General features: G+C 69.5%; 11 protein-coding genes. 4 read left to right on the top strand and 7 right to left on the bottom strand.

Features of this window, described 5'->3' with window-relative positions; all coding sequences use genetic code 11:
* Window positions 1–13: 13 nt before the first annotated feature.
* The 3 genes from ABZ642_RS38215 (at window position 14) to ABZ642_RS38205 (ending at window position 2,169) form a co-directional block, all read left to right on the top strand.
* Complete coding sequence (locus ABZ642_RS38215; protein ID WP_360493438.1) at window positions 14–913, top strand: dihydrodipicolinate synthase family protein; 900 nt, start codon at window positions 14–16, stop codon at window positions 911–913.
* A gap of 103 nt (window positions 914–1,016) precedes the next feature.
* Window positions 1,017–1,649 carry a DUF1345 domain-containing protein gene (locus ABZ642_RS38210; protein ID WP_360493435.1) on the top strand — a complete coding sequence of 211 codons (633 nt, stop codon included), beginning with the start codon at window positions 1,017–1,019 and terminating at the stop codon, window positions 1,647–1,649.
* A gap of 109 nt (window positions 1,650–1,758) precedes the next feature.
* On the top strand, window positions 1,759–2,169 hold the full coding sequence (locus ABZ642_RS38205) for an NUDIX hydrolase (RefSeq protein ID WP_360493432.1): 411 nt from the start codon (window positions 1,759–1,761) through the stop codon (window positions 2,167–2,169).
* A 94-nt stretch (window positions 2,170–2,263) separates the two neighbouring features.
* Here ABZ642_RS38205 and ABZ642_RS38200 read toward each other — a convergent pair whose 3' ends face one another.
* The gene (locus ABZ642_RS38200; protein ID WP_360493429.1) at window positions 2,264–2,938 is read right to left on the bottom strand and encodes a sigma-70 family RNA polymerase sigma factor; all 675 of its coding nucleotides are present in this window, start codon (window positions 2,936–2,938) and stop codon (window positions 2,264–2,266) included.
* 169 nt (window positions 2,939–3,107) lie between these two features.
* Between ABZ642_RS38200 and ABZ642_RS38195 the strand changes: the two genes are divergently transcribed.
* Window positions 3,108–3,671, top strand: a complete 564-nt coding sequence (locus ABZ642_RS38195; RefSeq protein ID WP_360493426.1) for a PadR family transcriptional regulator — start codon at window positions 3,108–3,110, stop codon at window positions 3,669–3,671.
* A gap of 118 nt (window positions 3,672–3,789) precedes the next feature.
* On the opposite strand, the gene ABZ642_RS38190 is transcribed toward ABZ642_RS38195, so the two are convergent.
* The 6 genes from ABZ642_RS38190 to ABZ642_RS38165 all read right to left on the bottom strand — a co-directional run.
* Window positions 3,790–4,908, bottom strand: a complete 1,119-nt coding sequence (locus ABZ642_RS38190) for a polyprenyl synthetase family protein (RefSeq protein WP_360493423.1) — start codon at window positions 4,906–4,908, stop codon at window positions 3,790–3,792.
* 409 nt (window positions 4,909–5,317) lie between these two features.
* Window positions 5,318–6,151 carry a PIG-L family deacetylase gene (locus ABZ642_RS38185; RefSeq protein ID WP_360493420.1) on the bottom strand — a complete coding sequence of 278 codons (834 nt, stop codon included), beginning with the start codon at window positions 6,149–6,151 and terminating at the stop codon, window positions 5,318–5,320.
* Window positions 6,152–6,487: 336 nt separating this feature from the next.
* Window positions 6,488–7,027 carry a hypothetical protein gene (locus ABZ642_RS38180; RefSeq protein ID WP_360493417.1) on the bottom strand — a complete coding sequence of 180 codons (540 nt, stop codon included), beginning with the start codon at window positions 7,025–7,027 and terminating at the stop codon, window positions 6,488–6,490.
* A 213-nt stretch (window positions 7,028–7,240) separates the two neighbouring features.
* Window positions 7,241–8,056 (bottom strand): SAM-dependent methyltransferase, encoded by an 816-nt coding sequence (locus ABZ642_RS38175; RefSeq protein WP_360493414.1) that lies wholly within the window; start codon window positions 8,054–8,056, stop codon window positions 7,241–7,243.
* 217 nt (window positions 8,057–8,273) lie between these two features.
* Complete coding sequence (locus tag ABZ642_RS38170; RefSeq protein ID WP_360493411.1) at window positions 8,274–8,837, bottom strand: hypothetical protein; 564 nt, start codon at window positions 8,835–8,837, stop codon at window positions 8,274–8,276.
* Between the two features lie 9 nt (window positions 8,838–8,846).
* The coding region (locus ABZ642_RS38165; protein WP_360493408.1) for a DUF6531 domain-containing protein at window positions 8,847–12,400 on the bottom strand (3,554 nt) is incomplete at its 5' end.

Genomic DNA, 12,400 nt, shown 5'->3' with positions numbered 1-12,400 from the left:
CAAGGAGTTCTCCATGTTCCGCGGCCTCAGCGCCTTCCCCCTCACCCCCACCAGCGAGGACGGCATCGACGAGAACGCCTTCCGCGCCCTCGTCTCCCGCCTCGCCGCCGCCGGCGTCGACTCCATCGGGGCCCTGGGCTCCACCGGCGGCTACGCCTACCTCACCCGCGAGCAGCGCGCCCGCGTGACGGCGCTCGCGGTCGAGGCCGCCGACGGTGTGCCGGTCATGGTCGGTATCGGGGCCCTGCGGACCTCGCAGGTCCTCGCCCACGCCGAGGACGCCCAGAAGGCGGGCGCGTCCGCGGTCCTGCTCGCCCCGATGACGTACCAGCCGCTCACCGACGACGAGGTGTTCGGCCTGTACCAGGACGTCACCCGCGAACTGTCCGTGCCGCTGTGCGTGTACGACAACCCCCGCACCACCCACGTCGACTTCACCGACGAACTCCACGGCCGTATCGCCGAGTTGCCGAACGTCGCCGCCGTCAAGATCCCGCCGGTGCCGGACGACCCGGCCGCCGCGGAGCGGCGCGTGACGGCACTGCGGGCACGGCTCCCCGAGACGGTGAGCATCGGCGTGAGCGGTGACTGGGCGGCGGCCGGCGGTCTGAACGCCGGATGCGAGGCGTGGTTCTCGGTCCTCGGCGGCCTGTTCCCACGAACCGCCCTCGCCCTCACCCGCGCCGCCCAGGCCGGCGACGCCGAGCAGGCCACCGCCCGCTCCGAACGCCTGGAACCTCTCTGGGACCTCAACCGCCGGTACGGCGGCCTGCGCGTGATGTCGGCGGCCGCCGCGCACCTGGGCCTCACCACCGAGCCCAACCTGCCGCTCCCGCTCCGGGGCCTGCCCGCCGACGCCCGAGGCCGGCTGATCACCGTACTGGACGACCTGGACCTCGGAACGACGGCCTGACGGGTCGGCGAGGTCGCCCAGGCGGACGGCTCCGTGCCCCGCCGTGTCGATCAGACCCCGTGAAGCGCGCTGACCGGCGGCGACGGGGCTACCGTGATGACGCATGAGACGCTCGTTGCCCCTGGACGCCGTGCCCCGCCTCACCGGCGCGGCGATCGTCGGAGCGGTGGTCGGCGCGGCCGTGGCGCTGGCGGCCGATGGAGCGCTGGGCGCACTGGCCGCGATCGCCGCGACGGAACTGTCCTTCGTCGTGGCGGGCTGGGCGGTGCTGTGGCCGATGGACGCCACGGCCACCCACCGCAATGCACGGCGTGAGGACTTCCGTCCCGTGACCGATGAACTCGTGGTGGTCGCGGTGGCCCTGTGCGGACTGGCCGCCATCGTGCTGCTGCTCCTGCGCGGCAAGTCCGACCCCGGCCATGTGGCGGCCGCGACCGCCCTGTGCGGCGTCTTCACGGCCTGGGCCGCGCTGCATCTGATGTACGCCGCCCGGTACGCCTACGTGTATTACGAGTCCGCGGGCGGGATCGACTTCAATTCGGACGACCCACCGGCGTACCGGGACTTCTTCTACTTCAGCTACAACCTCGGCATGACCTATCAGGTGTCCGACACCAATGTGTCGAGCTCGGCGATCCGGGCCATCGTGCTGCGTCACACACTGCTGTCCTACGTCTTCGGCACCGGCATTCTCGCCACCGCCATCAATCTCGTCGTGGGAATCGTCAGCGGCTGAGGTGACCGCTCCTGGTCAGGGTCAAGCCGGTGTGGCCAGGGTAGGAAGGATGCGTCGCGCTGACGTGACCGGACGGCAGTCAGGCGGAGTGGGAAGGCAGGGGTGGGCCATGGCGTCGGAGCAGGTCGTCGGAAGCGTGGTGGATGCCGTCGTCGTGTACGACGGGCGTCTGCTGCTGGTGAACGAGAGGGGCGGCTGGGAACTGCCGTCCGGCACTTCTGAACCAGCCGAATCGGCGACGGCCACCGCGGCGCGCCTGGTGTACGAGCTGACCGGTTATCTCGTCGACGGCTCCACGCTGCTACGGCCCACGGGCACGGCTCCGCCGGATACCGCTACGCCGGATACCGCTCCACCGGACGCGCGCTCGTTCGTGGTGTGCCAGCTGTTGTCCGAAACCCCGTCCGCGGAGGCGCGGCTCGACCCGGAGCAGCTCCGGTGGTCCCCGTTCGCGGAAGCCATCGGCGCCGGACTTCCTGGACCCGTGCGTGTCTATCTGAAGGGCCACACGCCCGTGTAGGACGACCGGCCCCTGTGATCACCGCACGGGCCGGGCGTCGGACTCCGCGCCCGCTTCCCCGTCTTGAGGGCGGCACAGCGGCCCGCGCGAACCGTCAGGAGGCCGGCATACGACCGGCGGCGGCCCGCTCCCGGGCGGCGTCGAGCATCCGGCGGGCCTCGACGCGGCTGGCGCGGACCCGCTGCCTGGCGTCACCGTGCGCGACGTCCGCGGTCGCGGCCAGGGCCGCCGCCAGCTCGGCCCGCCCCCGGCTGAGCCGACTGCGCACCGTCCCCACCGGAACCCCGCACGCGAGGGCGACCTGCTCGTAGGAGGCGTCCCCGGCCGAGAAGTAACGCAGCACCAGCGGCATGCGCAGCACCGGGGACAGCTCCGCCATGGCCGCCCATATCCAGTCCCGCACCGCGGTGTGCTCCAGCCACTGTTCCGGACCGGCGCCCGGTGACTGCAGGGGCACTTCCTCCACCGGCCGGACCAGGGCGGAGTGCCGCAGCACGGCCCGACTCCCGTTGCGCACGATCATCCGCAGCCAGGCGCCCACCGCCGCCGGATCGCGTACGTCCCCGATCCGCAGCAGTGCGGTGAGCGCCGCGTCCTGGAGCACGTCGTCGACGTCCGTGCCCGCCCCCAGCAGGCTCAGCGCCACCGCCCGCATGCCCGCCCGGTGCCGCTCCAGCAGCACCCCCAGCGCGGCGACCTCGCCGGACTGGGCCGCCCGCGTCAGTACCGCGTCCTGCACCGACGCGACGTCCGCGGCTTCCCGAAGCATCACGTCCCCTTTTCCGGATCCCGGGCCATGGCGGGCCATGGCGAGCGCGGCGAGGTCGACATTCCAACTTTGACAGGTGGAACGTAGAAGCTCCGTAACCAACATGTCAACACCGGAACGTCGGAGTACGACCTGTCAGCAGTGGAGGGACAGGGGTTAAAGTGCGGGCATGAGCCTTCGCCACGCCCTCTTGGGTCTGCTTGTGTTCCGCCCCGGCAGCGGCTACGACCTGCTGAAGATGTTCAACACCTCGCTCGGCTACGTCTGGCCGGCCAAGCAGAGCCAGATCTACGGCGAGCTGACCAAGCTGGACGCCACCGGCCTGATCAAGGTCACCGACGAGGGCCCGCGGGGCCGCAAGCAGTACTCGCTCACCCCCGCGGGGCACACGGAGGCGCGGCGCTGGCTGGCCGAGACGGAGGAGCACCGGCCGCAGCGCAACCCGATGCTGCTGCAGACGTTCTTCCTGGGACTCCTGTCGCGCGAGGAGGCCGTGGAACGGCTCCTGCGACACGCGGACACCGCCGCGAAGGAGTACGACGCCCTGCTGGCACTGCGCGATTCGGAGGAGTGGGACCGCGACGCGCTGACCGAGTGCGGCCGGCTCGTCCTGGAGCACGGCCTGCGCCAGCGCGTCCTGGAACAGGAGTGGGCCCACTGGGCGGCCGAGCAGCTCCGCGAGGGGCACGTCAAGGGACCGGCCGACCGGCCGGAGGCACCGGAACCGGAGTAGAACCGGTACGGCCCTGCCATACCGGTTCCGGGCGCGTGGGGCGTTGCGGGTGAGCGGGGCGTTGCGGGTGAGCGGGGCGTTGCGGGTGAGCGGGCGGCAGAGTCGGTGGGCGGCCGGGTCAGTGGGAGCGCTCGACGCTCCAGTGCGGCAGCAGTTCGAAGAAGGCGACCGCCTCGCTCCGCCAGCGCGGCCGCCAGCCCTCGGCCACCAGGGCGGCCTGCTCGGCGTGGTCACGCATCCGCGCCCGTAGCCGGCCGGCCACCCCGCGCGCCTCGGCGATCTCCCGGATCGTGTCGATCGTCCCGGCGGTGCAGGCGGGGTCGCCGAGCGCCGCCTCCAGCACGGCCCGCTCCGCCCTGGCGAGGCCGTCGAGCCCGTCTTGCCCATCGAGGGACGACAGCAGCGCGGTCACCACATAGCTGCGCTTCCCGTCACGGATGTCGGTTCCGGTCGGCTTGCCCATCACCTCGCCGTCCCCGAACAGGTCCAGATAGTCGTCCCGCATCTGTGCGCAGATCCCCACCAGGCGTGCGTAGCGGCTCAACTCCCGGTCGTGGCGCTCCGGTTGCGCACCGGCGGCGAGGAGTCCCAGCCGCAGGGGCGCGAGCAGCGAGTAGCGGGCCGACTTGTAGTCCGCCACCTGGTCGATGACCTCGACGACTGGGAGTCCGCCGGTGACATCGCGCTCCAGGTCGATGATCTGGCCGAGGAACGTCTCCGCCGCCGCCCTGGTCTGCGCCTCGATCATGGCCTGCCGTACCGGCGGCGCGGCCTCCGCGTCGAGGAGGACCCGCAGGGACAGGGCCAGCGCGAGGTCGCCCGCGAGCACCGTGAGGCCGAGCGCGGTCCGGGGGCGGCCGGGGAACCGCTCGCGGTAGGCGTAGTAGGTGGAGGGACCGCCTCGGCGGGTGGGGCTGTCGTCGATGAGGTCGTCGTGGATCAGGCCGTGACTGTGCAGGAGTTCGAGGCTCAGGGCCGCCTGCTCCAGTCCCGGCACCGGCCCGTCCGTCACCAGGCGGGCCGCCTCGTTCAGGATCACCACACGGATCCGCTTCCCGCCGCGCAGCGACAGCTCCCTCAGCAGGTGCAGGCACTCCGGGGTGAACCTGCTGAACGAGGGGGTGTCGAGGGCACCGCCCAGGGACTCGAAGTACTCCGCGAAGAGCTTCTCGAAGGCCTGGGTGTGACCGGCGAGACGAGCCGTCAACTGGTCATGGACACCAGCGGTGTCGGGCATGGCGGGGCTCCTGAGGAGGGCGTGCGGACGCGGGTGTCCCATCATGCGCGACGGGATGCCCACCGCCCTGCCGACGGCCGTACCGAACGGGACGCCATGCCCCGGGCGCTGCTCAAGTCGTGCGCCGGGGGCATCGCCGTCGACGGCACTCCCGTCGAGGCGCTCACCTGCCGGCTGGACACCGGCCGCTGCCGGCACACGGTGGCCGGACAGCCGTCGGCATACCGCGCCACCGGAAGCGAGCACCTCGACGGCTCGGCCGTCAGCCTGCTCCGGCCCGGAGACGAACGTCCTGGTCGCCCTGTGCGACTACAGCGAACAGAGCGACCAGAGCGACCAGCCTCTGGTGAAGCACATCAGGGCGACGATCAGCCGGGCGGCTGCGACCTGAGTGCCATCGCGCGGGCAGTCAGCGCAGTCCGGCGAAGAGGTCGTTCTCGGGCAAGGCCGCGCCGGTGGTGTCCTGGACGCGTACGAAGGTCTCGACGCCCATCAACTCGGTGAACCTCTCCTGGCCCATCCTGAGGAAGAAGATGTTCTCGCCCTGGCTGGCGTGCGCGGCCAGCGAGTCGAACTTCTGGCCGCCGAACCCGGTGGTGTCCACCCAGGTGGTGATCTCCTCGTCGGGGAGGCCGATCTCGGCCAGCGCGGCGGCCTCGGCGGGATCCGGCTCCGGCATCTCCTCACCGAACTCGCGCATGACCTCCCCGAACCGCTGCATCGCCGAACGGGGCATCGTCGTCCAGTACACCTTCGACGCGGACTCGGTCATCGCCAGCGCCGCCATCGTGATGCGGTTGGCCTGGATGTGGTCGGGGTGCCCGTAGAAGCCGTTCTCGTCGTAGGTGACGACCACATCGGGCTGGTACTGCCGCATGAGCTCCGCAAGCCGTGCGGCCCCCTCCTCGACCGGCGTCTGCCAGAACGCCCCGGGGGCGTCGTTGGACGGCCAGCCCATCATTCCGGAGTCGCCGTAGCCGAGCATCTCCAGATGACTGATCTTCAAAATCTCACAGCTGGCCTCCAGCTCCCGACGCCGAATCGCGGCGACGGCCGCCGGGTCATGCCCGGGATCACCCGGTTTGACACCCCCCGGCCCGTCACCGCAAGCGCCGTCGGTACAGGTCACGAGGACCGTGCGCACGCCTTCAGCCGCATACCGCGCGAGGACGCCTCCGGTACTCGTGGCCTCGTCGTCGGGGTGGGCGTGCACGGCCATGAGCGTCAAGGGCCGGTCGTTCATAAAACAGTCCTCCTGCTGGGAAATCCTCGGTCTGAGTCCACGGCGGGTACATGGTCGAGCGTCCGCCCCCTAATGAAAGACGACCGAGCACACCGATTTTCATCGCCCTCGCGACACCGCTTCCTCGACCGCTGCAACAGCGCAGGCCGAACAGACTGTTCCCGCCGCACACCGGCAGGTTCCCCGGCCGCCCCGACCAACGCCCGTCGGGGAAGGCCGGAGCACCCGGCACCCGGCACCCAGCACCGGTCTCGCCCCCGTGCCCGCGCCACCGCGCCACCGCGCCACCGCGCCACCGCGCCACCCGGCACAGTGGTGCCCCGTGCCCGTACGGGATCACCAGGTGTGAGCCACGTCCACCACGAGATGGTTGGCCGTCTGGAAGACCCGGAACGGCAGTCGGGCGCGGACGCCCAGTCCGGCCTGGGTGTAGCCCTCGGAGCCGCCTGTGACCTTGAACTCCCGGAACGTCCGGTACCCGGTGACGTCGACGGACGGAAGCGACGGGTAGGGCTGTCCGGTCGCCGGGTCGTAGCGCGGGGCGAACAGCGAGATCTCCAGAATGGCTCCGCCCTTGATCGGAACCACGACGTCGCTGGGGTCCTGGTGCAGCACGTCGACGTAGCGAACCGTGTACCCGATCGGGTCGGCCCCCGTCCCCTGGGCGTCGAAGACCAGCCGGTCGAAGCACTCGTGCTGTCCGGCCCTCACGTCGGTGAGCCGCCGTGAGGCGACAGAGTCACCGCTCTTCTCCAGACTTCCCCACGTCACGCCACAGTCCACGGCCGTCGGCGCGGCCACCGCCGGAACCGTGCCGGCCAGCAGACCACCGCCCGCCAGCATCATCGCGGCCAGTGCAGTACCTATCCGTCGCATGACTACCCCCGGTAGCTCGCGCAGGTGTATGTCTGTCTGTTCAGACCGGCGGCCTTCCGGAAGGTTGTGCGCAGTGGAGCAGCCCATTGCGGCGCAGGGGCCCGTCCAGCACCAGGGGCCCCGTGAGACCTCAGCGCTCCCCGCCTGCGCCGCCGCCTCCGGTTGGGCTGACCCGGTGCCGTCGGTTCTGACCGCACCGCACCACGACTTTCCCTACGGCTTACGCGCAAGCCCACCGTGCTCGGCGACGACCTCCGGGACGCCCGATCCGGGCTCCGGGCGCCACTCCGTCACCGAGACGACACCGGGCTCGACGAGCTCCAGACCGTCGAAGTACGCGGTGATCTCATCGATGGAGCGCAGGTTGTACGGAACGGCGCCGCTGCTGTTGTAGGCGTCCTGGGCCTGCTCGAACACGGGGTCAATGCCACGGGACCCGTCGTTGATGGAGAGATAACTCCCCGAGGGCAGAGCGCCCATCAGGCGGGTGACAATGGAACGGGCCTGGTCGAGGTCGGCGACGTGCCCCAGGATGTTGCTGAGGATGAGCGCGGTGGGACGACCGAAGTCCAGCGTCCTGGCGGCGACTTCAAGAATGCGATCCGGGTCGTTCACGTCGGCATCGATGTAGGCGGTCGCGCCCTCGTCGGTGGAGTAGAGCAGCGCACGGGCGTGGGCGAGCACCATCGGATCGTTGTCGACGTAGACGATCCGCGCCTCGGGAGCGAGTCCCTGGGCGACCTCGTGGGTGTTCTGCGCGGTCGGAAGCCCGGTACCGACGTCCAGGAACTGCCGGATACCCGCCTCGGAAACGAGATACGCGATGTTGCGACGCAGGAAGCCACGGCTGGAGCGGGCGATGGTGACGATCCCGGGAAACACCTCGGTGTACGCGTCACCGGCCGCCTCGTCGACGGGGTAGTTGTCCTTGCCGCCGAGCCAGTAGTTCCAGATACGGGCGGAGTGCGGCACCGACGTGTCGATCTTCTGCTGCTCCGCCGGCTCGGGCGTCGTCACAGGGTCACTCATGAGTCGTGTACGTCCTTCAACCGGGGCGGGGATCATCCGAGGCACATCCTACGATCGAACTCCCTTCTCCGGCTTACCAGTTCACGTCTCCCTTCCACGCGGTCGGGACAGGGGCGCCCGGTTCTCGACCGACCGGAGCCGTTCCACCGACCAAGCCGGTACTCGCTCCTGGAATCGGCCGGTGCCGCCCGCACGACGCGGCCCCGCTCCGCCTCCGTCACCGACCGCGCACCTCGGACGCCCACGTACCCGCCTTGTGAACCTCCGGTCCCTCGACGCGTGTGGCACCGGCCGCGTACAGCAGCCACAGCAGCTCAAGAGATCCGAAGAAGGACTCTCCCCAGCTGTCGACCCAGACGCAGACCCGTGACGGCCCCACCCGGACAATGTCCCAGAACTCCCAGCCGCGAGAATCCTCTTCCGGGTCGAACCGATAGATCCAGTTCTGCAAAGACCAAGGGCCTCCGCCGCTACGGTCTGTGTACGCGGTGCGGCCGTTTCGGGCGAATTCCGGCGGCGGCACCTCACCGTCCCGGACGGAGACCGTCGTGAACCAGTCGGGGAACTCGTCCGTCGGCAGGTCCTCCTCGCCGAACTCCGCCGTGCAGGCCAGGTGGAGGGCGGCCGACAGGACGCGACGTACGCGTAGCGCGTATTCCTCGAGGGTCCCCTCGGACACATCGACGGTGAAAACGGCCAGAACCGGCGGAGCCGACTCGATCGCGGGGCGCTGCCGAACGCGGTCCAGTTCGGCAGCGACACTCTCCTCGCTGTGAATCATCGCACGATCCTATCCGTCCTGTACGACACGTCCGGAGTCCTTGATGATGTTGTCGCGGAGTTCGTTTAGGAGCTTGGCCGGGATTCCGTAGAGGTCCTTCCCCTTGGTCGGATCGGAGATTTCCGGGTACTCCTGGAGCAGGCCTTTCCATTCCGTGCGGGTGAAGGCACCACCGTCAGGATGATCGTCCTTGTTCTGCGGCAGAGCGGACTCACGGATCTTGACCAGGTAGTCTTCAGGGATCTTGAAAGAGACGATCTGGCCGTCGGCACCCCGGTATTCCAGCGTGTGGTTGATATTGCCGCTCATGTTCAGATAGAGCTTTCCCTTACCGGTGATCGTCACCTCGCCGTTCTCACCGATGTGAATCCGCTGGCTCAATGGGTGGTCGGTCTGTTTGCGGTAGACCGAGATCAGATCCTCGCCGCACTCCTCAAGACCGAGCGGATCGGTCCTTGTGTACGGGTTGTGCACGTAGGTGCTGGGGTTGGGGGCGGGGGTGAGGCCGAGGGGGTCAGGGCTGAGGTAGCGGGCGGTTTCGGGGTCGTAGTGGCGGAAGTAGTTGTAGTGGAGGCCGGTTTCGGGATCGTTGTACTGCCCGGGGAAGCGGAGAGGGGTGTAGGCGGCGGCATCGCTGCTCCAGGTGGTGGCGCCCCAGAGGGTGCTGCGGGCGCGCCAAGCGATATCCCCTTGCTCGTCGACGAGTTCACGGGGAGAGCCCACGAGATCCGTGACGATCGCGAAGAAGCGGGCGTCGATCTCCTGTTGAGGTGCGTGGGCGGCGGTGATGCGTTCGGTCTGGGCGATGGGTTTGAGGCCCTGGTGATCCCAAGTGAGGGTGACGGGGTTCGGGAGGTCGGCGGATCGCGTGATCTGTTCGCAGAGTGTCGCGCCGTCCCACGTGAAGTCGACGCGCTCCGCGACGGTTTCGCCGTCCGTTGCGAGGCGGAGTTTGGCGGTGCGGCGACCCAGAGGGTCGTAGGTGTAGCGCCAGCGGGTGCCGTCGGGGGTGGTGACCTGGGTGAGGCGGTCTTCCGCGTCCCATTGGTAGTGCCAGGTGTCGGGTTTGCGGGACAGGCGGGTCTTCTGCCGCAGGATGATGCGGCCGAGGGCGTCGTGTTCATAGCGGACGTTGCCCGCGCGGGTGATCCGGGTGCCGGTGTAGGTGCGGGCGCCCGTGGCCTCGTGGCCGGGGTGTTGGGTGGGCCAGGTGGCGTGTGTCTGGTTGCCGGCGTTGTCGTAGGCGTAGGTCTCGGTCCAGTTGTGGGCGTGGACTGCGGTGACGCGGCCGGTCGGGTCGAGGTCGAAGCGGCGGGTGCCGTCGAGCTGATCGTCGATGTTGGTCACATAGCCGTCGGCCCGGTAGGCATAGGCCCGGTGCTGTAGCGTGCGGCCGTCCGCTCGGGATACCGACTGGGTGGTCAGGCGACCCAGGGCGTCGAAACCGTGTTCAAGGGTGGCGGCCCCGCCGATGCGGCGCTTCAGTTCCCGGCCCGCATCGTCGTAGGCGAATTCGATGCTGCGACCGGAGACCTGCATCCCGGTGGGGCGGCCGGTGGCGTCGTAGGACCAGGTGGTGGTGGCGCCGGCAGGGGTGGTGCGGCTGGTCCGGCGGCCCAGGACGTCGTAGGTGTAGGTCTGGGTGCGCCCGTCGACCGTCTCAGAACTCAGGCGTCCATGGATGTCGTTGAGCAGCGTGAGGGTCGTACCGTCCGGACCGGCCGCCTGGGCGAGCTGATCGGTCAGGTCGTAGGCGTAGGTAGTCTGCCGGCCGGCCACGTCCTTGAGAGTTGTCCGGCCCAGTTCGTCACGTTCGAAGCGGGTCGTTTCGCCGAGCACGTTGGTGCGGCTGGTGAGCTGGCCCGCCGCATCGTAGGTGTAGGTCAGGGTGCGGCCGTCGAAATCTGTCTCCGTGACCAGCCGTCCGGCGGCGTCGTGCTTGTACCTCCAGGTCAGACCCTGGGGGTTGGTGACGCCGATCAGGCGCAACTCGGTGTCGTAGTCGAAGGTGTACCGAACGCCGTCCGGGCCGGTACGCGCTGACACCAGGTCGAAATACGTGTACTCGAAGCGGGAGACGGAGCCCACGGCGTCGGTGTGGGCGGTGCGGTTTCCCTCGTCGTCGTAGGACCACGACTCGCTGGTGCCGTCCGCGGCGGTGCTGCGAGCCAGCTTCCCTTCGACGGTCCACTCAAGGCGGGTTACGTTGCCGAGCGGGTCGGCGAGTGTGACGGGACGGCCGAACGAGTCCAGCGTGTGTCGGGTCGAGGCTCCGCACGGGTCGGTGATGTGTTCGGGAACTCCGGCGGCGTTGGACTGGATGCGGGTGGTGTGCCCGAGTGCATCGGTGACGCTGGTGAGGCGGCCGGCTCGGTCGTAGACGGACTTCCTCACGGCTCCCGACGGAGCTGTGGCGGATGTCAGATTTCCACGCTCGTCGTATGCACAGTCCCACTGCCTGCCGTCCGTGCCGAGGACGGTCACCGGCAGCCCCAGTGCGCCGTACGTGACCTGAGCCGTCCGACCGTCCGGCCGGACGGCGGAAACGACCCGTCCGTACTCGTCCCGTTCGTAGCGGACGGTGCGGCCTAGCGGGTCCGTCTCCGAGACGAGTTGGAGGTCGTCGTCCCACTCCTGGCGGGTGGAGTTGCCGAGCGGGTCCGTTTCACGGATCAGGCGCAGCGCCCCGTTGTGTTCGTAGGTGCGGACGTGGCCGAGGGAGTCGGTGACGCGGGTCGTGCGTGATGCCTCGTCGTACGCGAGGGTGGAGGCGAGGGCACCTCCGGTGCCGCCGGTGGCGGTGACTCGACCCTGGTCGTCGTACCGGTACCAGTAGGCCGTGTTGTTGCGGTCGGTCCAGGAGGTGATACGGCCTTCGGAGTCGTAGGTGTAACGCCGCGGCAGGCCCGAGGAGTTGGCCTCCTCGGCGAGGTGGCCGTTCTCGTAGCCGAAGGTGACCAGTGTGGTGCCGGGCCGGTCCGGGTTGGCGGGATCCGTCAGGCGCAGGCCCGTGACGCGGGAGCGAGCGGGATTGTGTTCGAGTGCGATGCGGTAGCCGCCGGAGTGGACGACGGCGCCGGGGATGTCCCCCGTCTTGTACTCGATGGTGATGCGGTTGCCGTTGCGGTCCTGGATGTACTGCAACGGCAGGTCGACGGCCGTGTCGTCGGCCGCGGGCACAGGACTGTGGAAGACGTGGTCCAGGCCCGCGTCGGGGTCGTGGACGCGGATACCGCCGTCGATCTCGGTGTCCCAGGACAGCAGCAGGCGTGAGCCGGGGGTGCTCGGTCGTACGGGTTCGCCGGTGTCGGTGTCAGGTACCGGGAAGCAGAGACGTGCGCCGTCCGCGGCCGCGTACACGAAGCCCTCGTCGTCGGCCTGGACGCGTTGGTCGAGCGTGGAGGCCCAGGTGGGCCCGAACCAGCCACCATGGCGGTAGGACGATATGTGTGTGCGCTCCAGGACCAACGGCAGCACGCCCGGCAGGGACACGTCGGTGCGGGACAGCGCCATGTCCCCGGTGGCCACGTCGATCGGGTCCCGCACGAACGTCTTGACCATGT

Source organism: Streptomyces sp. NPDC007157 (assembly GCF_040634235.1).
Lineage (GTDB): Bacteria > Actinomycetota > Actinomycetes > Streptomycetales > Streptomycetaceae > Streptomyces.
Note: the sequence above shows the minus strand (reverse complement) of the source record. Positions and strands in the feature narration are given on the sequence as shown.